Raw genomic sequence first — 26750 nt, forward strand, 5'->3', positions numbered from 1 at the left:
CAGGTCGGTTTCATGTTTCGCAGGGGAATGGCTGCGCGCCTCGCGTGCGCGGCGGCGTGTCTGATTGCCGAAGTGGCGCTAGCTCCGTCTCACGCCCAGACTTTGACGATGCGCAGCGCGTTGTCGCGCGCGCTGGCGGCGAGCCCGCGGCTGACGGCGGCGGAGCGCGACGTCGGCATCGCCACGGGCCAGCGCATCCAGGCGGGCGCGCTGCTCAATCCGGAACTGTCCTACGAACAGGACGATTCATTCGGCTCCGGCAAATATCGCGGGACGCGATCGGCGGAGACCACGCTGCAGATCAGCCAGGCCTTCGAGCTGTTCGGCAAGCGCGACGCGCGGATTGCAGCCGGGGCGGCTGGGGTCGAGGTCGCGGCGATCCAGCGCAAGGCCGTCAGGCTGGAGGTGCTGTCGGAGACCGCGATCGCCTTCCTCAGCGTGCTCGGCGCACAGCGGCGCATCCAGATCCTCGACGAGCAGATCGCGGCGATCGACCGCCTGACGCCGCTGCTCCGCCGCCGCGTCGAGGCCGGCGCCTCCTCACCGGCCGAGACCGGCCGCGCCGAGGTCGCCTCGGCGCTGGTGAAGGCCGACCGCGAGCGCTTCAAGGCGACGCTGGCGAGTGCCCGGCGCGAGTTCGCGGTGCTGATGGGCGATCCCGCCGCGAAATTCGGCGAAGTCTCCGGCCGGCTCGACACCACGGGCAAGCCGCCGACCTTCCAGTCGGTGGTCGCCGCCATCGATGCCAATCCGCAACTGGTGCGCTGGACCGCCGTTTACGCGCAGCGCAATGCCGAGCTGCTGCTGGCGCGGCTCAAGCCCTATCCAGACGTGCGGATCGCCGCCGGCTGGCGCCATTTCAACGAGACCAATGACGATGCCGTGCGCCTCACTCTCTCGGTGCCGATCCCCGTCTTCGACCAGAACCAGGGCAATATCCTTTCGGCGCAGGAGAGCCTCGCCAAGACGCGCGCCGAGCGCGAGACCAACCGCAACGCGCTGGTCGTGATCGCCGGGCGCGCCTACGACTCGCTGCAGGGCTCACTGCGCGAGCTCGCGGTGCTGCGCGAGGTCGCGATCCCGAAGGCCGTCGAAGCGTCCGAGGCGATCTCGCAGGGCTACGGACAGGGCCGCTTCACTCTGCTCGAGGTGCTCGATGCCCAGGCGAGCGTCACCCAGGCGCGGCTGCGCGAGCAGGAGGCGCTGCAGAATTTCCATGCCGGGGTCGCGACCATCGAAGGCCTCGTCGGCAACCCCTTCACGCTGGCGCGGGAGAGCGCACGATGAGGACCTCCTCCACCATTCTCATCGCCATCGTTGCCGCAGCGCTCGGCGCCTACGGCTATTCCCGGCTCGCCCCGGCCAAGCTCGCACACACCGAGCATACCGAGCATTCCGAACAGAAGAAGCCGAACAACCATGTCGAGCAGGACGAGCACGGCGCCGACCGCATCCGCATCTCCGACGTCAAGCTGGCAGCCGCCGGCGTGAGCCTGGCGGAGGCCGCAAGCGCCACACTGACCGACACGCTGTCCTTCAATGGCATCCTGCGTGCCAATCAGGAAACGGTGGTGCAGGTGACGCCGCGCTTTCCGGGCGTCGTCAAATCCATCCTGAAGCGCATCGGCGAGAAGGTCGGCAAGGACGATCTGCTCGCCGCGATCGAGAGCAACCAGAGCCTCACCGTCTACGAGCTCAAGGCGCCGATCGCCGGCACCATCATCGAGCGGCAGATCTCGCTCGGCGAATACGCCTCCGAGCAGAAACCGGCCTTCGTGGTCGCCGATCTCTCGACCATCTGGGTCGATCTGTCGATCTACCGGCAGGACCTCAGGCGCGTCCGCATCAACGACGAGGTGCTGATCGATCCCGACGACGGCCGCGGCGAGATCAAGGGCACCATCTCCTACATGGCGCCGATCGGTTCGAGCGAGACCCAGACCGCGCTGGCGCGGGTGGTGCTGGCCAACCCCGACGGCCGGCTTCGTCCCGGCCTGTTCGTCACGGCGCGGCTGATCCTCGCCGCGCGCAATGTCGCGGTTGCCGTGCGCCGAAGCGCGATCCAGACGCTGGAGAACAAGACCATCGTGTTCGTCCGCGAGGATGGCGACAAGATCGAGGCGCGCCCGGTGGAGCTTGGCGACTCCGATCCGAAATTCGTGGAGATCCGCGCGGGCCTTTCGGCCGGCGAGCGCTACGTCGCCGAGAACAGTTTTGTGGTCAAGGCGGAGATGGGCAAGGGAGACGCCGATCATGATTGACGCCCTCCTCGCCTTCTCGGTCCGCCAGCGCTGGCTCGTGGTCCTGCTCGCCCTCGCCGCCGGTGCCCTTGGCGCCTGGAATTTCACGCGCCTGCCGATCGATGCCGTGCCTGACGTGACCAACGTCCAGGTCCAGATCAACACGCACGCGCCGGGGCTGTCGCCGCTCGAGGCCGAGCAGCGCATCACCTTTCCGCTCGAGACTGCAATGGGCGGCTTGCCCAGGCTCGACTACACCCGCTCGATCTCGCGCTACGGCCTGAGCCAGGTCACCGTCGTGTTCCAGGACGGCACCGACATCTATTTCGCGCGCCAGCTCGTGAACGAACGCATCCAGCAGGCGAAGGACCAATTGCCTGCAGGCACGGAGGTCGCGATGGGACCGATCTCGACCGGGCTCGGTGAGATCTACGTCTACTCGGTCGAGGCAAAGGCCGGCGCAAAGTCGCCGGCGGGTGCCGAGTTCACGCCGACGGAGCTGCGCACCATCCAGGACTGGATCATCAAGCCGCAGCTGCGCACCATTCCCGGCGTGATCGAGGTCAACTCGATCGGCGGCTATGAGCGGCAATTCCATGTGCTGCCGATTCCGGGTCAGCTGATGGCCTACAAGCTCGGCTTCCGCGACATCATGACGGCGCTGGCCGCCAACAATGCCAATGTCGGCGCCGGCTATATCGAGCGCAACGGCGAGCAATATCTCGTCCGCGCTCCCGGCCAGGTCGCCAATATCGAGGACATCAGGGGCATCGTGATCGGCTCGCGCGGCGGCGTGCCGGTGCGCATCCGCGATGTCGCCGAGGTCAGCGAAGGCAAGGACCTGCGCACCGGTGCTGCGACGGCGAACGGCGGCGAGACGGTGCTCGGCACCGCCATGCTGCTGATCGGCGAGAACAGCCGCACCGTGGCCCAGCGCGTGAAGGCCAGGCTCGCGGAGATCGCCAAATCGCTCCCCGACGGCGTGATCGCGCGCGCCGTCTACGACCGCACGCATCTGGTGGAAGCCACCATCCAGACCGTCGAGAAGAACCTCGTCGAGGGTGCGGCGCTGGTGATCGCGGTGCTGTTCCTGATCCTCGGCAACATCCGCGCCGCGCTGATCACGGCCTGCGTCATCCCCCTCTCCATGCTGTTCACGATCACGGGCATGGTCGAGAGCAAGGTCAGCGCCAATCTGATGAGTCTGGGCGCGATCGATTTCGGCATCATCGTCGACGGCGCGGTCATCATCGTCGAGAACTGCCTGCGGCTGCTTGCCGCCGAGCAGCACCGCCGCGGCCGGCTGCTGACGCTGGACGAACGCCTCCAGACCATCCGCATGGGAAGCGGCGAGGTGATCAAGCCGAGCCTGTTCGGCACGCTCATCATCGCCGTGGTCTATCTTCCGGTCCTCACCCTGTCCGGGACCGAGGGCAAGATGTTCACGCCGATGGCGCTGACCGTGCTGATGGCGCTTGCGGGCGCGGCGCTGCTGTCGGTCACGTTCGTCCCCGCCGCGGTTGCGATTGTCGTCACCGGCAAGGTCGCGGAGACGGAGAACGTCTTCATGCGGGCCGCCAAGCGGCTCTATCTGCCCCTGCTCGACCGCGCGATCCGTTATCGCGGCAGTGTCGCGCTCGGCGCCCTGCTGATCGTCGCCGGCAGCATCTTCGCCGCAACGCGCATGGGCGGCGAGTTCATTCCGAACCTCGATGAAGGCGACATCACCATCGAGACCATCCGGATTCCCGGCACCAGCCTGACCCAGAGCGTCGACATGCAGCTCCGCCTGGAAAAGGCGATCAAGCAGGTGCCGGAGGTCGCGACCATCTTCTCCAAGATCGGCACCGCCGAGATCGCCAACGACCCGATGCCGCCGAATGTCGCCGACACCTATGTCACGCTGAAGCCGCGCGAGGAATGGCCCGACCCGGCCAAGCCGAAGGACGAGGTGGTGGCCGAGCTCGAACGCGCCGCCAACACCTTGCCCGGTAGTGCCTATGGCATGACCCAGCCGATCCAGATGCGCTTCAACGAGCTCATCGCCGGCATCCGCAGCGACGTCGGCGTCAAGATCTTCGGCGACGATCTCGACGTGCTCGCCGGCATCGCCCAGCAGGTCAACGGCGTGGTTCGCGGCATCGAGGGCGCCGCCGACATCAAGACCGAGCAGATCGCGGGCCTGCCGATCCTCACCGTCAAGCTCGACCGCCAGGCGCTGTCGCGCTACGGCCTCAGCCTCAGCGAGGTGCAAAACCTCGTCGAGATCGCGATCGGCGGCAAGCCGGTCGGCAAGCTGTTCGAGGGCGATCGGCGCTTCGACATCGTGGTGCGGCTGCCGGAAAGCCTGCGGGCCGATCCCGATACGATCAAGTCGCTGCCGATCCCGCTGCCGCCGGGCGAGGATATCGCGGCCGTCACGAAAACCGCCTGGCCGGGGGCATCCGGGACGACGCCACGCTATGTGCCGCTCTCCTCCGTTGCGGCAATCGAGATCGCGCCGGGCCCCAACCAGATCAGCCGCGAGAACGGCAAGCGCCGCGTCGTGGTCATGGCCAATGTCCGCGGGCGCGATCTGCGCTCTTTCGTTGCCGAGGCGCAAGCCGCCGTCGCCGAGAAGGTCAAGCTGCCGCCGGGTTACTTCATCGGCTGGGGCGGACAGTTCGAGCAGCTGGTGTCCGCCACCAAACGGCTGACGATCGTGGTGCCGGTGGCGCTGCTTCTGGTGTTCCTGCTGCTGTTCATGGGCATGGGATCGGCGGCGGATGCGGCGCTGGTGTTCTCCGGCGTGCCGCTGGCGCTGACCGGTGGTGTCGCGGCGCTGCTGCTGCGCGACATTCCCCTGTCCATCAGCGCCGGCGTCGGCTTCATCGCGCTATCGGGCGTTGCCGTGCTCAACGGGCTCGTCATCATCGCCTTCATCGAGCGGCTGCGCAGCGAGGGGCGATCCGTCGTGGCTGCCGTACGCGAGGGCGCGCTGACGCGGCTGCGCCCGGTGCTGATGACGGCCCTCGTCGCCTCGCTCGGTTTCGTGCCGATGGCGCTCGCCACCGGCGCCGGCGCCGAGGTGCAGCGGCCGCTTGCGACCGTCGTGATCGGCGGCATCATCTCCTCCACGGTGCTCACGCTCTTGGTGCTGCCGGCGCTCTACGTCCTCTTCCGTCGTGACGTGACGCCCGAAGCGCCTACAATGGCGCCTGATTTGACTGCATCCGCGGAGCGCTAGAGGTGGCCGGCCACGATCATCACGGGCATCACCATCATGACCATGCCGGGCATGGCCATGATCGTGGTCACAGCCACGGCCATGTTCATGCCCCCGCCAATTTCGGCAAGGCGTTCGCGATCGGCATCTCGCTCAACACAGCACTGGTCGTGGCCGAAGCGACCTACGGCTATCTCGGCAACTCCACCGCCCTGCTGGCCGACGCCGGCCATAACCTTTCCGACGTGCTCGGCCTGGTGGTGGCCTGGGGCGCCTCGATTGCAGCACGCCGCGCTCCGAGCGGCCGCTTCACTTATGGCCTGCGCGCCTCCACCATCCTCGCGGCACTTGCCAATGCGGTGTTCCTGCTGGTCGCAACCGGCGCGATCGGCTGGGAGGCGATCCTGCGCCTGCGCCAGCCGGAGCCGGTTGCCGGCGTGACGGTGATGGTGGTCGCCGGCATCGGCATCCTCATCAACGGTTTTAGCGCCATGCTCTTCGCGCGCGGGCGCAAGGACGACATCAACATCGAAGGCGCGTACCTGCACATGGCCGCAGACGCCGGGGTCTCGCTCGGCGTGGTCGTCTCGGCGGCACTGATCGTCTGGACGGGTTGGCTTTGGCTCGATCCCGTCACCAGCCTCGTGATCTGCGCCACCATCCTCTGGAGCACGACGAGCCTCTTGCGCGGCTCGATCGACATGTCCATGGCGGCGGCGCCAAGAGCCATCGACGTGGCGGCAATCAGGGCGTTCCTGCTGGCGCGGCCGGGCGTCTCAGGGATCCACGATCTCCACGTCTGGCCGATCTCGACCACCGAGACGGCGCTGACCTGCCACCTCGTCATGCCCGCCGGCACGGACGACGCATTCCTGATGCAGACGGCGCAACTCCTCAAGTCATCCTTCCGCATCGGCCACACCACGCTTCAGGTCGAGACGCATCCCGACAATGGCTGCGCGCTCGCGCCGGATGATGTGGTGTGAGGAACCATCCACGTCGTCATTGCGAGCGCAGCGAAAGCAATCCAGGCTGCCGCCGCGGGAAGATCCAGGATTGCTTCGTCGCCAGCGCAAATTGCTTCGCAATCTTGTCGCGGGCTCCTCGCAACGACGGGTGTGGAGAAAACGGGCCTACGCAGCCCTCGCCGTCACGATCCAGATCGCGCCCTGCAGCACCACGCTTTGCCCCTTCAGGAATGGCGCGAGCGTTTCGCGGATCGAGGCTTTGGCCGCTTCATAGGTCTCGGCCGGATGGCCCTGCAGCGCGCGGCTGGCCGGACCGATCTGCAGCGAGCCGTCGACGGCGGCATCGAGACCGCCGCCGATCGCAATGTCCATCGCGAGATCATGCGGCTCCATTGCCACATCCGCGAAGCCTGCACCCTTCAGGATGCGCGTCACGCGCTCCTCTGACGCAAAGGCGAACGGGCCCGGCTCCTCCGGCCCGACCGGCGGCATCTTCGGCACATGCTTGTAGACCGCCATCAGCGGCGCCATCATCCAGGGATTTTCCTTCGGCTCGCGCCAGCAGACGAAAGCAAGCCGCCCTGTCGGCCTCAGCGCGCGACGCAAATTGATGAAGGACGCAATAGGGTCGGCAAAGAACATTACGCCGAAGCGCGACGCCAGCAGATCGAAGCTCGCCGGCTCGAACGGATGCACCGTCGCATCCGCCAGCACGAACTCGAGCGGCAGGCCCTTTGGCGCAAGAGCCCGCGCCTGCGACAGCATCGGCTCGGACACGTCGAGGCCGAGCGCGAAGCCGTCAGGCGCCGCTACCTTCGCGAATGCCACCGTCGTCGCACCGGAGCCGCAGCCGACGTCGATGACACGCTCGCCCGGCTTCGGCTTGGCGCGGTCGATCAGCACATCGGCAATCGGCCCGAGCAGCTTCTCCTGCACCGCGTGGCGATCGGCCCAGCGCTGCCCGCTCGGGCCGTTCCAATAGGCGATCTGGTCGGCGTTCTGCTCGTGTCCGCTCGGCTGTTCCATCAGGTCTTTGATCCCTAGCATTGTCGATCCGCCCGTCCCGCAATTGCGGGGGGTCACCTGGTCGGATCCCCGCCCGGATCGTAGCGCAATTTTCTGCAAGGACCACACAGTCGCTGCTGTCGAGAATTGGCCGCGCTTTCCGGCAGGAAGTGCTCGCATTTTGGTCGCATAGCTTTCACCGAATGGCCCCATCAGAAGCAGACGACAACCAGATTTCGTGGATAGCATTTTCAGGTTGCTCACCTTGGAAAGGCATGACCATGCGCAGCATCATGGGCCCCCTCATCATCGCAACCCTCTCCTTCGGGACGCCGACCTTCGTGCAGGCGCAAGGAACATCGTCGCAACCGGGAACAGAATCATCGCCCGCTCAGAGCACCGTCATCCGTCAGATCCAGGTCATCGACATCAAGGACCTGCAACCAGCCGTGCGCTCGAAGGTCGATGAAATCGTCGCACAGACAAGCGATGACGATATTCAGTCGCTCCGGAAAACGATTGATGCAACGCCCCAGGCGGCGTCCGCGCTGAAGGCGAAGGGGCTGACTTCGTCGCAGGTCGTTGCGATCAACATTGCCGAAGGTGTCCTGACACTATTTACCAAGACGGCCTGACATTTCCATCGGGAATGACGACGCGCCACTGTGGGGCACGTGACCGCTCCACGGGGCCGTTGGCACGTCCGACCGAGGTTTGCAGCCTTTCGAACGAACTAGCCAGCCGCAACGAATGGAGGCTTTGCGCTGATGCCATGCTCCAATTGGTCGCCCGGCATGGCAGCCTGCTTGGCCCCGCAAAGCGAAGACTGGTGGGCGGTCACGGATTCGAACCGCGGACCCTCTCGGTGTAAACGAGATGCTCTAACCAGCTGAGCTAACCGCCCCCGGCCGCCTCTTTAGCCTCACAGGCCCTGGACGGGCAAGCGCGGAACTTCATTTCCTGGACCTCAATCCTGCGGCCGCCCCGGCAACAGCGGCACGGCGTCGATCCACACCGCCGCCGACTGGCACCATATCTGCCTGGAGGGCCGTAATTGGTCGCGCTGGCGGATGCTGCCCCAGCGGATGCCCCAATCGTCGGCCTGGTCGCCCTCGCCGCTGGTGAACAGCGGGGAACCGCAGTCGGCACAGAAGTGCTGGAAGCGCATCCGGCCGTTGTCGCCGCGCTTGCCGTAGAGCTTTGGCGCGCCGGCGGTCAGGCGGACATCGGACTTGGCGCAGATCGCGGTCACCCGGAACGGCGAACCCGTCAGCGTCTGGCAATCGGTGCAGTGGCACACCGAGACCGCCTCTGGGTCGATCTCGGCCTCGTAGGTGATCTTGCCGCAATGGCATTGCCCGTCGACCTGCATTGCCTCCTCTCCTCGCCACAAACAAAAACGGCGCCCGGAGGCGCCGTTTTATCATCTATCAATGAGCCTTAGTGAGCGGTCAGACCGCCGGCGGCTTCGTCGCCGTCCGGCTTCACCGTCACTTTGGTGTCCTCTTCCCAGACGATCGGCACCGGCTTCTTCACCAGCGCTTTCGCGACGACGTCGTCGAGGCGGGAGACCGGGATGATCTCCATGCCGCCCTTGATCGCATCGGAAATCTCCGTGAGATCCTTGGCGTTGTCCTCGGGGATCAGCACCGTCTTGATGCCGCCGCGGGCCGCGGCCAGCAGCTTCTCCTTGAGGCCGCCGATCGGCAGCACGCGACCGCGCAGCGTGATCTCGCCGGTCATCGCGACATCGTGGCGGACCGGGATGCCGGTCATGACCGAGATGATCGCGGTGGCCATCGCCACGCCCGCGGACGGACCGTCCTTCGGCGTCGCGCCTTCCGGCACGTGCACGTGGATGTCGCGCCGGTCGAACAGCGGCGGCTCGACGCCATAGTTGATCGCGCGCGAGCGGACATAGGACGCCGCCGCCGAGATCGATTCCTTCATGACGTCGCGCAAGTTTCCGGTGACCGTCATCTTGCCCTTGCCGGGCATCATGACGCCTTCGATCGTCAGCAACTCGCCGCCGACATCGGTCCAGGCAAGGCCGGTGACGATGCCGACCTGCGGCTCGCTCTCGATCTCGCCGAAGCGGTACTTCGGCACGCCGAGCAGCTCTTCCAGAGTCTTCTCGGTGACCTTGACCGCCTTCTTCTTGGAGATCATCAGCTCCTTCACCGCCTTGCGGGCGAGTGTCGAGAGCTCACGCTCCAGGTTGCGCACGCCCGCTTCGCGGGTGTAGCGGCGGATCAGAAGCAGCAGCGCGTCGTCGTCGATCGAGAACTCCTTGGAGTCCAGGCCGTGCTTGGACACCGCGTTGGGGATCAGATGCTTGCGCGCGATCTCGACCTTCTCGTTCTCGGTGTAGCCCGCGATCCGGATGATCTCCATGCGGTCCATCAGCGGGCCCGGAATATTGAGCGTATTCGCGGTCGTGATGAACATCACGTTGGACAGATCGTAGTCGACCTCGAGATAGTGGTCGTTGAACGTTCCGTTCTGCTCGGGATCGAGGACCTCGAGCAGAGCCGACGACGGATCGCCGCGGAAATCGGCGCCCATCTTGTCGATCTCGTCCAGCAGAAACAGTGGATTGGACGACTTCGCCTTGCGCATCGACTGGATGATCTTGCCGGGCATCGAGCCGATATAGGTGCGGCGGTGACCGCGGATCTCGGCTTCATCGCGCACGCCGCCGAGCGAGACGCGCACGAATTCGCGCCCCGTCGCCTTCGCGATCGACTTGCCGAGCGAGGTCTTGCCGACGCCGGGAGGTCCGACGAGGCACAGGATCGGCCCGGTCAGCTTGTTGGCGCGCGACTGCACCGCGAGATACTCGACGATGCGTTCCTTGACCTTCTCGAGCCCGTAGTGATCGGAGTCCAGGATGGCTTGCGCCTGCTCCAGGTCCTTCTTCACCTTGGACTTCTTGTTCCACGGGATCGACAAGAGCCAATCCAGATAGTTGCGCACGACGGTCGCTTCCGCTGACATCGGCGACATCTGGCGCAGCTTCTTCAATTCATGCTGCGCCTTCTCGCGCGCTTCCTTGGAGAGCTTGGTCTTGGAGATCTTCTCTTCGAGGTCGGCGAGCTCGTCGCGACCATCGTCGTCGCCGAGTTCCTTCTGGATCGCCTTCATCTGCTCGTTGAGATAGTACTCGCGCTGGGTCTTCTCCATCTGGCGCTTGACGCGCGAGCGGATGCGCTTCTCGACCTGCAGCACCGAGATCTCGCTCTCCATCAGGCCCAGCACCTTCTCCAGGCGCGTGGTGACGGACAGCGTCTCCAGGATGCCCTGGCGATCCGCGATCTTCACGGCGAGATGCGAGGCAACCGTGTCGGCGAGCTTGGCGAAATCGGTGATCGCCTGCACGACGCCGACGACCTCGGCCGAGATCTTCTTGTTGAGCTTCACATAGCTCTCGAAATCGGAGACGACCGAGCGCGCCAGCGCCTCCGCCTCGACCGACTTCGCATCGGTATCGGCGAGCGCAACGGCAGTCGCCTCGTAATAATCGGCGCGATCGGTGTATTTGGACACGCGCGCACGCTCGAGGCCCTCGACCAGCACCTTCACGGTGCCGTCGGGAAGCTTCAAGAGCTGGAGCACGCTGGCGAGCGTCCCGGTCTCGTAAATGGCATCGGGCGCCGGATCATCGTCGGACGCGTTCTTCTGCGTCGCGAGCATGATCAGCGCGTCGTTCTTCATCACCTCTTCGAGCGCGCGGATCGACTTCTCGCGGCCGACGAAAAGCGGAACGATCATGTGCGGGAAGACGACGATGTCGCGCAGCGGCAGCACCGGATAGGCGTGCGCTTCGCCATGGACGATGGTTGGCCGGGGTTTGGGATTAGTCATGGCCTTTTCCTTTTGCTTTGCCCCCTTGCACGCAGCCCGCTGATCATGCGCAACCACCACAAGGTGCCGAGGTGATCCGCAAGACCGGTCGGTCCTTTTGCGAGTTGGACCGGCTTGTCGGATCGGAACTGAGGCGAATCTTGAAGAGAATTTTCGCTCGCCGCCAACATTAGGTGGCTATCGACCCGGGGGGTGTCAAGTCACTGAAAAACGCGCGCCATCAGGCGCTTACGCACGCACTAAGCGACGCACCACCGACTGCGGAAATACCAGTTCCGCAGCCCACCTCGGCGAGACAATTGGAGCGTTCCAGCGCCGCCAGATCAGGCGCTGGCGTTCTCGACGGCGCGATCGGATCGATCGGCGTAGATGTAGAGCGGACGCGCCGTTCCTTCCACCACTTCTCGGGAAATCACGACTTCTTCCACACCTTCCAGACCCGGCAGGTCGAACATGGTCTCGAGCAGGATCGCCTCGAGGATCGAACGCAGGCCCCGCGCGCCGGTCTTGCGCTCGATCGCCTTGCGGGCGACCGCGCCAAGCGCCTCGTCGGCGAAGGTCAGCTCGATGTTCTCCATCTCGAACAGCCGCTGGTACTGTTTCACCAGCGCGTTCTTCGGCTCGGTGAGGATCTTCTTCAGCGAGGTCTCATCGAGATCCTCGAGCGTCGCCACGACGGGCAGACGGCCGACGAACTCGGGGATGAGGCCGTACTTCAGGAGGTCCTCAGGCTCGACGTGACGGAAGATTTCACCGGTACGGCGATCCTCCGGCGCAAGCACCTGGGCGCCGAAGCCGATCGAGGTCGACCGTCCGCGTGCCGAGATGATCTTCTCGAGGCCGGCGAAAGCGCCGCCGCAGATGAACAGGATGTTGGTGGTATCCACCTGCAGGAACTCCTGCTGCGGATGCTTGCGGCCGCCCTGCGGCGGAACCGAAGCCACGGTACCTTCCATGATCTTCAGCAGCGCCTGCTGCACGCCCTCACCCGACACGTCACGCGTGATCGAGGGGTTGTCGGACTTGCGGCTGATCTTGTCGATTTCGTCGATGTAGACGATGCCGCGCTGGGCGCGCTCGACATTGTAGTCGGCGGCCTGGAGCAGCTTCAGGATAATGTTCTCGACGTCCTCGCCGACATAGCCGGCTTCGGTCAGCGTCGTCGCATCTGCCATCGTGAACGGCACGTCCAGGATGCGGGCGAGCGTCTGCGCGAGCAGCGTCTTGCCCGAGCCGGTCGGACCGATCAGCAGAATGTTCGACTTCGCGAGCTCGACGTCGTTGTGCTTGGTCTGGTGGTTGAGGCGCTTGTAGTGGTTGTGCACCGCGACCGAGAGGACCTTCTTCGCATGGCTCTGGCCGATCACGTAATCGTCCAGCACCTTGCAGATTTCCTTCGGCGTCGGAATGCCGTCGCGCGACTTGACCAGCGAGGACTTGTTCTCCTCGCGGATGATGTCCATGCAGAGCTCGACGCACTCGTCGCAGATGAAGACCGTGGGACCCGCGATCAGTTTGCGGACTTCGTGCTGGCTCTTGCCGCAGAACGAGCAATATAGCGTGTTCTTGGAGTCGCTCGTGCCGACCTTACTCATTCATGTCTCCGTCCGCGGTTCGATCCCGTTCCGCTCGATCGCTCCATTCCGACACGACGGCCGGTATGAAGCTTAAGTAGAGCAAATTCCGTACCAAAAAAGACCCTACGCATTACATCCAGTGCGAATCACGGTCACTCGATTCCCCGCGATCATAGCCGATCAATCGTAGCCAACCATGCTGTCACCCGACTATCAAGAATTCGCTAATCGGGGGTCGCCGGCTACCCGTGACAATACCGTGATTTCCGGACTTGGCACGGGCCAAAGTGATCGAAAATCACCCCGGCGTTGCGGGATTGCCACGAAAAACAAGCACGAAAGCGGAACTTCCCGCTTGTCGCAGCGCGCAAAACCGCGTTTTGCGACGCGCACCCGCCGACCCCCGGGATCGCCGTGACGCCCCAGTAATGCTACGGGGCTTTCGCCGGCGCGGGCTCCTCGGCGCGCTTGTCGATGACCTTGTCGACGAGACCGAACTCCTTGGCGTCATTCGCGGTGAGGAATTTGTCGCGTTCCAGCGCATCCTCGATCGACTTGTAGGTCTGGCCGGTGTGCTTCACGTAGATCTCGTTGAGCCGCTTCTTCAGGTTCAGGATTTCCTGAGCATGCAGCATGATGTCGGTGGCCTGTCCCTGGAAGCCGCCGGAGGGCTGGTGCACCATGATGCGCGCGTTCGGCAGCGAGAAGCGCATGTCCTTCTCGCCGGCGGCGAGCAGCAGCGAGCCCATCGAGGCCGCCTGCCCCGTGCACAGCGTCGAGACCGGCGGGCGGATGAACTGCATGGTGTCGTAGATCGCAAGGCCCGATGTCACCACGCCGCCCGGCGAGTTGATGTACATCGAGATTTCCTTCTTCGGATTTTCCGCCTCGAGGAACAGGAGCTGCGCGACGATCAGCGTCGACATGCCGTCCTCGACCGGGCCGGTCACGAAGATGATGCGCTCCTTCAACAGGCGCGAGAAAATGTCGTAGGCGCGCTCGCCACGGTTGGTCTGCTCGACCACCATGGGCACGAGGTTCATGTAAGTTTCAACCGGATCGCGCATGAGTCACCTAGGGTTTTCGGAGACGGACATCGCCGGGCCTGGCTGCCAGTTTGGCTGGATGCGCCGGAGGGGCGGATGGACGTCCCGTGATGCAGGAACTTGGTAGAGGTAGAACGCGTAGCGACAGATATAGCCCAATTCGCGCCTGACAAGTGCGGAGCGCATTAAGGCTTAATCCGTGAGGCAGTTGAAGCTGATTCGTAGAATGAGGCCCAGCCGGCCATCTGGCTAGCTGGGCCTCTTTCCTGATCATCCTTAACAGAGGACTGTCCCGGAGCTCCTTTCCGATGGAATCGGAAAGGGGTTCTAGCTTCTATTTTCGACGCGTTTTCTTCGCGCGAAGCGGTATCCACTTCGCTCGAAAACGCTGTGGAGCCTTCAGGCTGCGGTCTTTTCCGCATCGTCGTCCTTGTAGAGGTCCTCGCGCGAGACCTTCTTCTCGGTCACGTTGGCGAGCTCGAGGATGAAATCGACGACCTTGTCCTCGTAGATCGGCGCACGAAGCTGGGCCAGCGCCTGGGCGTTGTTGCGGTAATAGTCCCAGACCTCCTTCTCGCGGCCGGGCATCGAGCGCGCGCGCTCGATCACGGCGCGGCCGACTTCGTCGTCGGTCACGGTGATCTTGTTCTTCTCGCCGATCTCGGAGAGCACGAGGCCAAGCCGCACGCGGCGATCGGCGATCTTGCGGTACTCTTCCTTCGCCTTGTCCTCGGTGGTGTCCTCGTCGGCAAAGGTCTTGCCGGCCGAATCCATCTCGGCCTTGACCGAATTCCACATCAGATTGAACTCCTCGTCGACGAGCGAGGGCGGCGCTTCGAAGCGATGCGCCTCGTCGAGGCGGTCGAGCAGCGCGCGCTTGACGCGCTGGCGAGTCGCGGTGGCGAACTCGGCGGTCAGGCGCTCGCGCGCGGCTTCCTTGAGCTTGTCCAGCGATTCCAGGCCGAGCGACTTGGCGAACTCGTCGTCGATCGCAAGGTCCTGCGGCGCCTCGATCAGGGTCGCAGTGGTCTCGAACTCGGCGGGCTGGCCGGCCAGCTTGTCGTTCATGTAGTTCTTGGGGAACGTCACCTTCAGCGTGCGGGTCTCATTGGCGCCGATGCCGATGAGCTGCTCCTCGAAGCCCGGGATGAAGGTGTTGGAGCCGATCACGACCTGGATGCCCTCGCCGGTGCCACCCTCGAAGACTTCGCCGTTGATGCTGCCCTTGAAGTTGATGGTGACGCGATCGCCGGAGGCGGCCTTGGCGCCATCACCCTTGTCGGCATAGGTGCGGTTGGAATCGGCAATGCGCTTGATCGCCTCGTCGACGTCGGCGTCGGAGACATCGGCAACGGGCTTCTCGACCTGGAAGGTCTTGAAGTCGGCGAGCGCGATCGCCGGCACCACCTCGATCGCAACCGTGTAGGTCAGATCGGTCTTGCCGCTCAGCAGCTCCTCGACGTCCTTCTGCTCCGTCGGCATGGTGATCTTCGGCTCGGTCGCGAGACGGAAGCCGCGCTCGGAGAACAGCTGTGTGTTGGTGTCGCGGATGGTCTGATCGATGGTCTCGGCCATGACCGAGCGGCCGTAAACCTTCTTCAGGTGCGAGACCGGCACCTTGCCCGGACGAAAGCCGTTGATGCGGACCTTGTCCTTGAGGTCGACGAGCTTGGCACCGGCCTTGGCATCAAGATCAGACGCGGGAACGCTGATCTTGAACTCGTGCTTCAGACCTTCCGAGAGGGTTTCTGTGACCTGCATGGCGTCCAATCTTCTTTTCGTTCGGCCCCGGCACGTCGCGCGTCGGGACGCTGTCATTAATCGATCCGGCGCGAGGCAAACGCCTCCACGCCGGTGGTTCATCGGACCGGCTTCAAGGCGGACGATCATCCGCGCGGAAGCAGGTCTCGTAATCCGTGCAAACGCGATAAGCGCTTGGTGCGGGCGGAGGGACTCGAACCCCCACAACTTTCGTCACTGGAACCTAAATCCAGCGCGTCTACCAGTTCCGCCACGCCCGCGTGAATTTGCATCAAGACCGGCCGCGATGCCGCGGGCGGCCGGGCTTATAGCATGTGCCTGACTGTTCGCAGCAAAAAAATGGCCTGATGGAGGCAGGCTTCAAGTAGGCACGATGGCTGGACTTATCCAGCGCCGCGTGGTCGGGATCACGCCATGACAACGCGGATTTTTGCCCCACATCGGCGCCAGGTTTTGGCAGGCCTCGGAGCCTCGGCAGCCGGGCTGATCGGCGGCGGCGCGGGCCCATCCGTGACGACCCAGCTCGCGCTTCAGGCGAGGCCGGCAACGCTCGCTCTGAAACCCGATCAGCCGGCTACACCGATCTGGGAGCTGGCCGCGGTAAGTCATCTCAGGGACGTTCGTCTCAAGCGCGGCGACCGCTGCGAGGTGGTGTTTCGGAACGACCTGCCTGTACCACTTGCGCCGGTCTGGTACGGCCTCAATGGCGCGACCGCGACCGACCCGCTGCGGGGGCGTGCGCCCGCCGCGCCAGACACGACCGAAACATCAATCATTTCAATACCAAGCGCGGGAACCCTGCTGGCTGACTTCCGTCTCTTCGAGGGCAGCCTGAAGCAGCCGGCGCGCCCGCTCCCGATCATCGCGACCGAGACCAACCGCGTCGCCGTGGACCGCGACGAAATCCTGCTGATCGAGGAATGGCGCCTCCGGCCGGATGGCACCGCGGTCCCGCCAGGCCAGGACCCAAAGGACACGACGCCGCTCTATACCGTCAATGGCCGAACTTCATTCGATCTCTCAGCTTCGGCCGGCGAGCGGCTTCGGCTGCGCTTCATCAACGGCTCCCAACGTACTGTTCTGGCAATCAAATTGGAGAGCCACGAGGTCCGCGTGATGGCCCTGGACGGACAACCAGCCGAGCCGTTCCCCGCGCGCAACGGCGCGGTGGTGCTGGCCCCGGGCGCGCGAGCCGACGCGTTCGTGGATACGGTCACATCGGCCCCATTCCTGCTCCATGACGGCAAGGAGGTGCGCCGGGTCGGAAGCCTCGCCATCACTGGGACGCTGGAGCGCGCACCGCTGTTGCCGCCGCAACCGCTCCCTTCGAACGACCTCCCCGAAAAGCTCGATCTGGGAGGCGCCCTGCGGTTCGATGTCGCGCTCGGTGCGCCGGACGCCGGTTGGACACGGCCCGCGAACTTCTCCACCGCCTCTGCCCCCGCCTTCCGCGCCAAGACCGGTCGCACCGTCGTGCTGGCCCTCAAGAACCCTGCCCCGACCAGCACCGTGTTCCACCTGCACGGCCACCCCTTCCGCCTGCTCGACAAGCTCGACGACGGCTGGAAGCCCTACTGGCTCGACACGCTCGCGATCGAGCCCGGCCAGACCCAGCGCATCGCCTTCGCGGCGACCTCACCCGGGCGCTGGCTGCTCGAATCCGTGGCGACCGATTGGGCAGCGCCGCGCTTGGTGCGCTGGTATGGGGTGGAGTGAGCGGTCAGTATTCGATGCCCAGCGCATCATAGATCCGCCGGTGCACGGCCGGCAGCGTCTCGGTGAGGTCCTCCGCGATCAGGCCCGGCCCGGCTTCGCTTGCCGCTTCGCCATGCATCCAGACGCCGATGCTCGCGGCCTCGAACGCCGGCACGCCTTGGGCCAACAGGCCTGCGATAATGCCGGACAGCACGTCGCCGGCACCGGCCGTGGCGAGCCAGGGCGGCGCGTTGGCGGCGATGGCGGCGCGGCCATCGGGGGCCGCGACGGTTGTGTCCGGGCCCTTCAGGAGCACGACCGCGCCGGAGCGCTCGGCGGCGGTGCGGACGCGCTCGAGCTTGGAACGGCCGGGATGCTTGTTGCTGAGATCGGAGAACAGGCGCGGAAACTCGCCTTCGTGCGGGGTCAGCACCACTGCACTGTCCCCCGACGACTTGATCCACTCGAACAGGCGCTCGGGTTTCGCCGCAAAGCTCGTCAGCGCATCGGCGTCGAGCACCAGATGCCGCTGCGCCGACAATCCGGTGTGGACCATGTCGCAGGTGCGTTCGCCGACGCCGGCGCCGGGGCCGATCATGCAGGTGTTGTAGCGCTTGTCACCGAGCAGCTCGCCGAACTCGACCGCGGTGTCGACGGGGCGGACCATCACCGCCGTCAGCGCGCTGGCATTGATCGCGAGCGCAGCGCGTGGGGTCGCCAGAGTCACAAGGCCGGCGCCAGCGCGCAGGGCGCCGCGCGCGGCGAGCCTTGCCGCCCCCGTCGCGGCGGCATCGCCGGAGACCGCCAGCACATGGCCGCGCGCGTATTTGTGGCCGTCGATACGCGGCACCGGAAAGGCGGCACCCCAGACTTGCGGATCGTTCTCGAAGATCTGTGGCCGGATCTCGTCCAGTACTTCGGCGCCGATGCCGATATCGGCGAGCCGCACGCGGCCGCAATGCATGCGGCCGGGCAGCAGCAGATGCGCCGGCTTCTTGCGGAAGAAGGTGATGGTCTCGGTGGCGTTCACCGCCACGCCCATCACGGCCGCGCTGGTGCCGTTGATGCCGCTCGGCAGGTCGACTGCGAGCACCGGGGCACCGTTGCCGTTGATCGCCTCGATCATTTCACGCGCCTCGCCGTCCACGCTGCGGCTGAGGCCGGCGCCGAACAGCGCATCAATGATCAGCGCCGGCCTTCCGATCGCCTGTGGATTGAACGGCAGTACCGGATGCTTCCAGCCCCGCGCGGCGGAGGCCGCATCGCCCTGGAGCTGGTCGCGCTCGCACATCAGGATCACCGAGACCTCGCGCCCCTGGGCGGCGAGTTCGGCGGCTGCGACGAAACCGTCGCCGCCATTGTTGCCGGGACCGGCGACGATCAGGATCGGCCCCTCCTCCACCAGCGCATGGGCGGCCTCGGCGACCGCCTGGCCCGCGCTCAGCATCAGCTTGAAACCGGGCGTGCCGGCCGCAATGGCGAGTTGGTCGGCCCGCTGCATCTCGGCGTTGGTCAAAACTTCCATGCCACTTCCTAGTACAAACGCCTCTTCAACAGGCATCATCCTTGCCGATCCGACGGCAGGGACGTCGACTTGCACATATATTGAACCGTTTGCCTATTTCGTAGTCTTCGGTATTTTGTGCAGGTCGGCGCCTCATCCAGAGATGCTCGTTAAAAGACTGATAACGCTCCAATAACCAGGGCATTTGCAACTTGGCATAGACCCTGCTTTCGAGGAAGCCGCTTCGGTTTGTCGTGCTCACTGGCATCTTACAGGGGGTGACCGGCCGTTGTTGCCGGACTGGTCAGGGATCCCGGCATAGAGAAGACAAGATCGTGCGTTGAGAAATGCGCATCCTGACGAAGACGTTGCTATTTGATCGAAAGGCCGGGAGTCGCGCAGTGAAGAAAATTGAAGCCATCATCAAGCCATTCAAGCTCGACGAGGTGAAGGAAGCGCTTCAGGAAGTCGGCCTCCAGGGCATCACCGTCACCGAAGCCAAGGGCTTTGGCCGGCAGAAGGGTCACGCCGAACTTTACCGCGGCGCAGAATACATCGTCGACTTCCTGCCGAAGGTCAAAATCGAGATCGTGATCGGCGACGATCTGGTCGAGCGCGCCATCGATGCGATCCGCCGTGCCGCGCAGACCGGCCGCATCGGCGACGGCAAGATTTTCGTCTCCAACATCGAAGAGGCGATCCGCATCCGAACCGGCGAATCCGGGCTGGACGCTATCTGAGCCGGGTGCTATCCCGCATTTTGCGTCACTCCGACAAGAAATAAGGCTGCTTCGGCGGCCTGATTTCGTTTGTGCGGTCGCGCGCGAACTCGCCAAAAGCGAGAATAATCTTGCTCACCTGGAAACCGACCCGCAGAGCCATAAGGGGTATGCATGAAGACCGCCAAAGACGTCCTGAAATCGATCAAGGACAACGACGTCAAATACGTCGACCTGCGCTTCACCGATCCGCGCGGCAAGTGGCAGCACGTCACGTTCGACGTCAGCATGATCGATGAAGACATCTTCGCCGAAGGCACGATGTTCGACGGCTCCTCGATCGCCGGCTGGAAGGCGATCAACGAGTCCGACATGTGCCTGATGCCCGATCCGGTGACCGCGACGATCGATCCGTTCTTCGCCGAGACGACCATGGTCATCACCTGCGACGTGCTCGAGCCGACCACCGGCGAGCCTTACAACCGCGATCCCCGCGGCATCGCCAAGAAGGCGGAGGCGATGGTGAAGTCGATGGGCGTGGGCGACACCGTGTTCGTCGGCCCGGAAGCCGAGTTCTTCTTGTTTGATGACGTGCGCTTCTCCGCCACCCCCTACAACACCGGTTTCCGTCTCGACTCCTCGGAGCTGCCGACCAACTCCGACACCGAATATGAAGGCGGCAATCTCGGCCACCGCGTCCGCACCAAGGGCGGCTATTTCCCGGTTCCGCCGCAGGACTCCGTGCAGGACATGCGCTCGGAAATGCTCGGGGCCATGGCCAAGATGGGCGTCAAGGTCGAGAAGCATCACCACGAGGTCGCTTCCGCCCAGCACGAGCTCGGCATGAAGTTCGACACGCTGACGCTGATGGCCGACCACATCCAGATCTACAAGTATTGCATCCACCAGGTCGCGCACATCTACGGCAAGACCGCGACCTTCATGCCGAAGCCGGTCTACGGCGACAACGGCTCGGGCATGCACGTGCACCAGTCGATCTGGAAGGATGGCAAGCCGGTGTTCGCCGGCAACAAATACGCTGACCTGTCGGAGACCTGCCTCCACTATATCGGCGGCATCATCAAGCACGCCAAGGCGATCAACGCCTTCACCAACCCCTCGACCAACTCCTACAAGCGTCTGGTCCCGGGCTATGAGGCGCCCGTGCTGCTCGCCTACTCGGCGCGCAACCGCTCGGCCTCCTGCCGCATCCCCTACACCGCCTCGCCGAAGGCCAAGCGTGTCGAGGTGCGCTTCCCCGATCCGCTCGCCAACCCCTATCTCGGCTTCGCCGCGATGCTGATGGCCGGCCTCGACGGCATCAAGAACAAGATCGATCCGGGCCCGGCAATGGACAAGGATCTCTACGACTTGCCGAAGGAAGAGCTGAAGCAGATCCCGACGGTGTGCGGCTCGCTTCGCGAGGCGCTCGAGAACCTCGACAAGGACCGCGCCTTCCTGAAGGCCGGCGGCGTGTTCGACGACGACTTCATCGACGCCTATATCGAGCTGAAGATGACCGAAGTCGAGCGCTTCGAGATGACCCCGCATCCGGTCGAGTTCGACATGTACTATTCGGGGTAAATCGCCCGAACCGGACAAGAGATGCAAAAGGCGCTTCCGAAAGGGGCGCCTTTTCGTTTGCGCCGTTGGGCCTGCAGGCTGGGTTGGCCCCACTGGCGTAACCCACCATGCTTCAGCAAATGTGCGACGAAGTTGGTGGGTTACGCCCAGCAACCATTTGGACGAAGCTGGGTCGTCCGCGGCGTTACCCCTACGGGTTGTTGGGCCGCGGCATGAGATGGTCGAGCAAGCCGGCCGGCAGCGGAAACACGACGGTCGACGACCGTTCACCGGCGATGTCGTGCAGAGCCGCGAAATAGCGCAGCTGCATGGCCTGAGGCTCCTGCGCGAGGATCCGCCCGGCTTCGACGAGCTTTTCGGCGGCTTGCTCCTCGCCCATCGCATTGATCACCTTGGCCCGCCGCAAGCGCTCCGCCTCTGCCTGTTTGGCAATCGCGCGAACCATGGTTTCGTTGATATCGACGTCCTTGATCTCGATGCCGGTGACCTTGATGCCCCAGACGTCAGTCTGTTTGTCGAGTATCTCCTGGATGTCGGCATTCAGCCTGTCGCGTTCGGCAAGCATCTCGTCGAGCTCGTGCTTGCCGAGCACCGAACGCAACGTGGTCTGGGCGAGCTGGCTGGTCGCGGCCATGTAATCGCCGACCTTGATGATGGCGCGCTCGGGGTCGACGATTCGAAAGTACAATACGGCGTTGACCTTGACCGACACGTTGTCCCGCGAAATCACGTCCTGCGGCGGAACGACCTGCACCATCACCCTGAGATCGACCTTGACGAGTTGCTGCACGATCGGGACGAGGATGATGAGGCCGGGCCCCTTCACCCCGGTGAAGCGGCCGAGCGTGAAGACGACGCCGCGCTCGTATTCGCGCAGGATTCGAATGGCCTGAGATAGAAATATGACGACCAGCAGCGCGAGCGCCGCATAGGTCAAATATTCCAGCATCATGATGTACCTCCCTCGCCTCTTGGGGCGGGCGTGCGCCGTATCAGCAGCGTCAGGTCGATGACGTTGGCGATTTCGACGATGTCTCCAGGCTTGAACGTTTCGGCGCCGCGCGCGCGCCAGCGCTCACCATGGGCGAACACATGACCTTCGTCCCCGTTCCAGTCGAGAATCTCGGCAGGCAAGCCTCGCATCGCCTGCGCACCGACCCGTGCAGGAGCTTTGCGGACACGCCGAAGCGAACCAAGCACGACCAGAGCAACGCCGGCGAACACAGCTGCAGTGATGCCGATCACCCACCACGACAAGCGATAGCCGGGCGCCTCGACCCTGAACAGCATCAGCGCGCCGAGCACGAAGGCGATGATCCCCCCGAGACCGATCACCACCGTCGGATTGAAGGCTTCGATGGTGAGAAGCACCAGTCCGACCAGCATCAGGGCGAGACCGGCATAGTTGATCGGCAGCAAATTGAGTGCATAGAGACCGATCAGCAGGCAGATCGCGCCGATGACTCCGGGAGCGACGGCGCCGGGCGACATGAACTCGAAGATCAGACCGTAGATGCCAACCATCAGGAGAATGAAAGCGACGTTGGGATCGGTGATGACCGCCAGGAAGCGGGATATCCGTCCGGGCTCGATGGCTTCGACGACAGCATCTTTCGTCGCGAGGCGTTGTGTCTTGCCGCCTGCAAGCTCCGCCACGCGGCCATCGACCTGCCGCAGCAATTCGGCCTGATCGCGCGCGACGAGATCGATGGCATGTGCCTCGAGCGCGCCGTTGGCAGAGAGTGTCGCAGCCTCACGGACCGCCTTCTCCGCCCAGTCCGCATTGCGGTTGCGCAGCTCGGCGAGGCTGCGGATGAAGGCGACGGCGTCGTTCGTGGCCTTCGCCGTCATCGCGTCCTTCGGCTCATCCTTCTTGTCTTTGCCGTCCTTCTCCGGCGTACCGCTCGGCAGGCCCGGCAGTGGCCCGCCAATCTGGACCGGCGTCGCCGCGCCGATATTGGTGCCGGGCGCCATCGCCGCGATGTGGGTCGCATAAAGGATATAGGTCCCGGCACTCGCCGCGTGGGCGCCGGACGGGGCGACGTAGCCGATGACGGGGACGGGCGAGGCGAGCACATCCGCGATAATCTCGCGCATGCTGGAATTGAGACCGCCGGGCGTATTCATTCTCAGAAGCACGACCTCGGCACGCCGTTCGCCCGCCTTGGCCAAAGCCTCCCGCACATAGCTGGCCGACGCCGGGCCAATTGCCCCGTCGATCGAAACGACCAGGGCAACACCGCTGCTCTCCTCCGCTGAGCTGGGAAGGAGGCAACAGGTCAAAGCCACGGCGGTGATCGCCGCAACGAGGGCCGCCTTCATGGTCTGCACGGCAAGGGCTCCCTTGCAGACCATATGGTGGTCCTCTCGGGAACCTCAATGCTGCGCGTGGAGGCCAACGTCACGATTGTGCAACGCAATGCAAATCGTCACGCAGAATGTCGATGTGATCGGCTGAGTAGAGGAAGCCGCGGACCAGGTCACAGTTGGATCCGCCCCGCGTCAGGCGCGACTACCGCGCTCAAACATAGAGCTTGCGCCCGCCCGTCAGCCTTCGTTCTGCATCTGACTCCAATTCGTTCTCAAAGAACAAATCAGAGCCGTGAAAATCGGGACGGAGCAATTCCTACTGATTGGTTTATTCCGTGCGAGATTTCGATTGCGCATTGGACAGATGGCGCAATCGTCGCCGGCCTTGCCGTCGCAAGCGCGGCGGAGCTGGTCTTCGGCAGCGACCGTGTTGCCCATCATCGGGATGCAATTCCAGTTTGGAAATCCTGGTGGAGCAAGCGGCCGATCCGTCCGTAGCTTACTTGCAGGCACGGATCTCCGACGGGGACGCGCCGTAGACACGACGAAAGGTCCGATTGAAATATGAGATGTCGTTGAAGCCGGACCGGTGCGCGATGTCGCTGATCGAGCGGCCTGCGAGGCCGACATCCGTCAGCAACTTGTAGGCAGAGGCGAGCCGCTGGTTGAGGACAAACTCGGTAAAGCTCGTACCTTCGGTCTCGAACAGCCGTCGGACATAGGATTTCGAAATGCCCTGCTTGGCAGCCACAGAGTCCAGACTCAGCCCGGGATTGCCGGACTGCGCGCGGATGTGGGCTTTGATGCTCCGCATTCTGGCGGCTGCAAGGCCGCGCGTGTGCGCCATCTCGGCGGCATCCGGCGTGGCGCCCAGCAACAGGGCGCCGAGATCGAGCATGTGGTTCACGACGGCCCGCCGCATTGCGGCGTTCGCGAGCGTCTGTCTCTCATTGACGATGCCGAGATAATCCAGAAAGAGCGACAGCGCTGGATTCTGTTTGTCGAGCGGTCTGCCGATGGCGTCATCGAAGTTGCTGACCAGGGGCGCAATCAGCGCGCGGCTGATCCGCCAAGTGACCACGCGCCTCGTCGTGTAGTTGGTCGCGGTTCCCGGCAATCCATTCGTGGTCAGGGCCGCCTCCCCCGGACCGAGATGCGTCTCGTGGCCATTTTGATTGTGGATGGCCGCACCATCGAGGTTGAACACAATCACGGGATCGTCGTTGTCGATCATCGCTTCGGTGTGGCGACAGAAAATCGGAGAAACGGTCGCGGCCGCGACGGACATCCCAGGCAACGCCCGCAGCTTCATGTCGATCTGAAGCGCCGCGTCGGGCAACGGCTCGATCTCCAGCTTGAGAATTTCACGGCCGTAGATCTGATGAAAGGCTTCGATCCTGTCGCGCTCGGCAAAGGCGGAGCTCGACAGCTCCAATACGATCAATTCGTCGCCACTATCCAACGCACCGCTCCGTAACAGCAAGATCTAACAGCAAGATCGCCCGGCGGTCCTTTTGTCGCAGGAAATGGCGCAGCGTTCAAAGGACTTTCATGCAGCCTCCAATTCGGATGCGCTGGCGCTGCATGATGCGACGCGGGCTCCGGACCGACGCGCCTGCCGATGTGGCAAGGCGATCACACTGGATGGCAATCGTCAGACTTGTGTCGATCAGTCCAAGTCGGTGTAGCGCGTGCCCCAAGCCGAACGCGCCGCACTCCCGCTATAGCTCCCTGATGTTGCTCGAAATTGCGCGCCGGTTGCAGAGGGCTCAATGGCAATCACGGAAAAAATCATTTCGGCTGCTACACTTGGTCTGGCATTGACGCAGGCGGCATCCGCCGCAGACCTTCCTGTCAAAGCGGCTGCGCTTCCGCCTCCAATCGTCGATTGGAGCGGCGTCTATGTCGGCGTGCATGTCGGCTATGGCGGCGGCATGAACGATTGGTGGATTAACGACCCCCGCGAACCGACCGTCGATTATGCTGCGAACGGCGTGCTCGCCGGCGCTCAAATCGGCATCAACAAGCAGATTGCAAATTTCGTTTTTGGCCTTGAACTGGACGGCTCATGGGCGAACATCCGCGGATCGCAGAGGCTGCGGCTCGGCTTCCCGTTCTTCGGCGACGTGACCAGCACCACCACCTCGAGGATTGACGCGTTGACCACGGTCGCCGGTCGCGCGGGGCTCGCCGCCGATCGCTGGTTCGCCTTCACCAAGTTCGGACTTGCCGGTGCCTGGGAAACGCACACCAGCAACGCCGCGGGCGATTTCGGCTTCGGTGCATTTTCCACCAGCCTCAGCGGACGAGAGTATCGCTGGGCGCCGCTGATCGGATTTGGAGCGGAATACGCGTTGGGAGGAAACTGGTCGGTCAAGGCTGAATACGATTACCTGCATTTCGGCACCCGGCAGGTTGGCATGAGCGGCAGCACCACGTCTGCCGGCGTGACGACTCCGGTCGCGGGAGATGTCCCGATTGCGCAGGATTCCATCCACCTGATCAAGCTGGGGGCGAATTACCGACTTGGTGAGGTCGCGGCCGATCCCAAATATCCGCCGGTCAAGACGGCATCCGGCACGAACTGGACCGGCGGCTTTGTCGGCGTGCAGGCCGGTTATGGTCTTGGTCGCGAGTCGCGCCATCAGGACCCCTCGCCTCTGCCGGGCAGTGGCAGCTTCGATACAAGCGGGTGGCTCGCCGGTTTTGATGGCGGCGTCAACGTGCAGTCCGGCGCGCTGGTCTTCGGCGTCGAAGGTGAATGGATGTGGACCGGCATCCAGGGCAGCCGGTCCTCTGCGTTTCCGCTGTTCGGCGCCGCGGCCACGAATGATCTGAGCACCTCGATCGACTGGCTTGCCATCGCCAGCGGCCGTGCCGGCTTCGTCGTCGGCGATCGCCTGCTCGTCTATGGCAAGGCGGGTGTCGCCATCGCCAATGAGAGCCACGCGTTCAATGGTGCGGCATCCTTCGGGGCCGTCAGCCAGAGCATGGCGGTTCAGGGGAAGATAGTGCACTCAGGCGGCGTGATCGGCGCGGGACTCGAATACGCGCTTGCCGGCAACTGGTCGCTCAAGGGCGAGTACGACTTCATCCGCATGATCAACCAGCATACGAGCCAGAGCGGCAGTTTCAATCAAACCGGCTTCCCCGCGGCAGGGGCCGCCGCCAACAGCTGGATCACGCAGGATCTGCATCTGTTCAAGTTGGGCGTGAACTATCACTTCAATCCGCTGCCCGGGGCCGTGACCGCCCGCTATTGATCGGGAGCG

Annotated in this window: 19 protein-coding genes and 2 tRNA genes; 9 read left to right on the forward strand and 12 right to left on the reverse strand. The window is 64.1% G+C overall.

The window, feature by feature from the left end; translation table 11 throughout:
- The first annotated feature begins 12 nt into the window (after positions 1–12).
- Genes ihpA through EAV90_RS24380 form a run of 4 tightly spaced genes read left to right on the forward strand, consistent with a single transcriptional unit; the run spans position 13 to position 6431 of the window.
- On the forward strand, positions 13–1287 hold the full coding sequence (gene ihpA, locus EAV90_RS24365; protein WP_129144924.1) for a divalent metal ion exporter subunit IhpA: 1275 nt from the start codon (positions 13–15) through the stop codon (positions 1285–1287).
- A complete protein-coding gene (gene ihpB / locus EAV90_RS24370) occupies positions 1284–2261 on the forward strand; it encodes a divalent metal ion exporter adaptor subunit IhpB (protein ID WP_122402986.1) in 978 nt (325 codons plus the stop codon). Before ihpA ends, ihpB begins: the two co-directional genes overlap by 4 nt.
- The gene (locus EAV90_RS24375; RefSeq protein WP_122402985.1) at positions 2254–5466 is read left to right on the forward strand and encodes an efflux RND transporter permease subunit; all 3213 of its coding nucleotides are present in this window, start codon (positions 2254–2256) and stop codon (positions 5464–5466) included. The genes ihpB and EAV90_RS24375 overlap by 8 nt, the downstream gene beginning before the upstream one ends.
- 2 nt (positions 5467–5468) lie before the next feature.
- Complete coding sequence (locus tag EAV90_RS24380) at positions 5469–6431, forward strand: cation diffusion facilitator family transporter (protein WP_162500252.1); 963 nt, start codon at positions 5469–5471, stop codon at positions 6429–6431.
- A gap of 147 nt (positions 6432–6578) precedes the next feature.
- Here EAV90_RS24380 and EAV90_RS24385 read toward each other — a convergent pair whose 3' ends face one another.
- Positions 6579–7439: a class I SAM-dependent methyltransferase gene (locus EAV90_RS24385; RefSeq protein ID WP_164937088.1), complete on the reverse strand. Its 861-nt coding sequence runs from the start codon at positions 7437–7439 to the stop codon at positions 6579–6581.
- Positions 7440–7693: 254 nt separating this feature from the next.
- On the opposite strand from EAV90_RS24385, the gene EAV90_RS24390 reads away from it, so the two are divergent.
- Positions 7694–8053, forward strand: a complete 360-nt coding sequence (locus EAV90_RS24390) for a hypothetical protein (protein WP_122402984.1) — start codon at positions 7694–7696, stop codon at positions 8051–8053.
- 192 nt (positions 8054–8245) lie between these two features.
- On the opposite strand, the gene EAV90_RS24395 is transcribed toward EAV90_RS24390, so the two are convergent.
- From EAV90_RS24395 to EAV90_RS24430, 7 genes are all read right to left on the reverse strand, one after another.
- Positions 8246–8322: transfer RNA gene (locus tag EAV90_RS24395), tRNA-Val, on the reverse strand.
- Positions 8323–8385: 63 nt separating this feature from the next.
- Positions 8386–8790 (reverse strand): GFA family protein, encoded by a 405-nt coding sequence (locus tag EAV90_RS24400; protein ID WP_122402983.1) that lies wholly within the window; start codon positions 8788–8790, stop codon positions 8386–8388.
- 68 nt (positions 8791–8858) lie between these two features.
- Complete coding sequence (gene lon / locus EAV90_RS24405; RefSeq protein ID WP_122402982.1) at positions 8859–11282, reverse strand: endopeptidase La; 2424 nt, start codon at positions 11280–11282, stop codon at positions 8859–8861.
- Between the two features lie 323 nt (positions 11283–11605).
- Entirely contained in the window at positions 11606–12877 is a 1272-nt protein-coding gene (clpX, locus tag EAV90_RS24410; protein WP_008547851.1) for an ATP-dependent Clp protease ATP-binding subunit ClpX, read from the reverse strand.
- 413 nt (positions 12878–13290) lie between these two features.
- Entirely contained in the window at positions 13291–13926 is a 636-nt protein-coding gene (locus EAV90_RS24415; protein ID WP_027559514.1) for an ATP-dependent Clp protease proteolytic subunit, read from the reverse strand.
- A gap of 378 nt (positions 13927–14304) precedes the next feature.
- Entirely contained in the window at positions 14305–15666 is a 1362-nt protein-coding gene (gene tig / locus EAV90_RS24425) for a trigger factor (RefSeq protein WP_122402981.1), read from the reverse strand.
- A 175-nt stretch (positions 15667–15841) separates the two neighbouring features.
- A tRNA-Leu gene (locus EAV90_RS24430) sits at positions 15842–15926 on the reverse strand.
- A 154-nt stretch (positions 15927–16080) separates the two neighbouring features.
- On the opposite strand from EAV90_RS24430, the gene EAV90_RS24435 reads away from it, so the two are divergent.
- Positions 16081–17382, forward strand: a complete 1302-nt coding sequence (locus tag EAV90_RS24435) for a multicopper oxidase family protein (protein ID WP_122402980.1) — start codon at positions 16081–16083, stop codon at positions 17380–17382.
- A 4-nt stretch (positions 17383–17386) separates the two neighbouring features.
- Here the strand turns inward: EAV90_RS24435 and EAV90_RS24440 are convergent, their stop codons facing one another.
- Positions 17387–18886, reverse strand: coding sequence for an NAD(P)H-hydrate dehydratase (locus tag EAV90_RS24440; RefSeq protein ID WP_162500251.1), 1500 nt, complete (start codon positions 18884–18886; stop codon positions 17387–17389).
- 380 nt (positions 18887–19266) lie between these two features.
- Here EAV90_RS24440 and EAV90_RS24445 point away from each other — a divergent pair, with 380 nt between their 5' ends.
- Together EAV90_RS24445 and glnA are read left to right on the forward strand one after the other, a co-directional pair.
- On the forward strand, positions 19267–19605 hold the full coding sequence (locus EAV90_RS24445) for a P-II family nitrogen regulator (protein WP_007603495.1): 339 nt from the start codon (positions 19267–19269) through the stop codon (positions 19603–19605).
- Between the two features lie 153 nt (positions 19606–19758).
- Complete coding sequence (gene glnA / locus EAV90_RS24450; protein ID WP_129144926.1) at positions 19759–21168, forward strand: type I glutamate--ammonia ligase; 1410 nt, start codon at positions 19759–19761, stop codon at positions 21166–21168.
- A gap of 190 nt (positions 21169–21358) precedes the next feature.
- Here the strand turns inward: glnA and EAV90_RS24455 are convergent, their stop codons facing one another.
- The 3 genes from EAV90_RS24455 to EAV90_RS24465 form a co-directional block, all read right to left on the reverse strand.
- Positions 21359–22120, reverse strand: a complete 762-nt coding sequence (locus tag EAV90_RS24455) for a slipin family protein (RefSeq protein WP_122402978.1) — start codon at positions 22118–22120, stop codon at positions 21359–21361.
- Positions 22117–23499: an NfeD family protein gene (locus tag EAV90_RS24460; protein ID WP_122406633.1), complete on the reverse strand. Its 1383-nt coding sequence runs from the start codon at positions 23497–23499 to the stop codon at positions 22117–22119. Before EAV90_RS24460 ends, EAV90_RS24455 begins: the two co-directional genes overlap by 4 nt.
- Positions 23500–23977: 478 nt before the next feature.
- Positions 23978–24940: an AraC family transcriptional regulator gene (locus EAV90_RS24465; protein ID WP_129144927.1), complete on the reverse strand. Its 963-nt coding sequence runs from the start codon at positions 24938–24940 to the stop codon at positions 23978–23980.
- 310 nt (positions 24941–25250) lie between these two features.
- Here EAV90_RS24465 and EAV90_RS24470 point away from each other — a divergent pair, with 310 nt between their 5' ends.
- Positions 25251–26741: an outer membrane protein gene (locus EAV90_RS24470; RefSeq protein WP_129144928.1), complete on the forward strand. Its 1491-nt coding sequence runs from the start codon at positions 25251–25253 to the stop codon at positions 26739–26741.
- Positions 26742–26750 lie beyond the last annotated feature (9 nt).

Origin of the sequence: Bradyrhizobium vignae, from assembly GCF_004114425.1 — a bacterium.
Lineage (GTDB): Bacteria > Pseudomonadota > Alphaproteobacteria > Rhizobiales > Xanthobacteraceae > Bradyrhizobium > Bradyrhizobium vignae.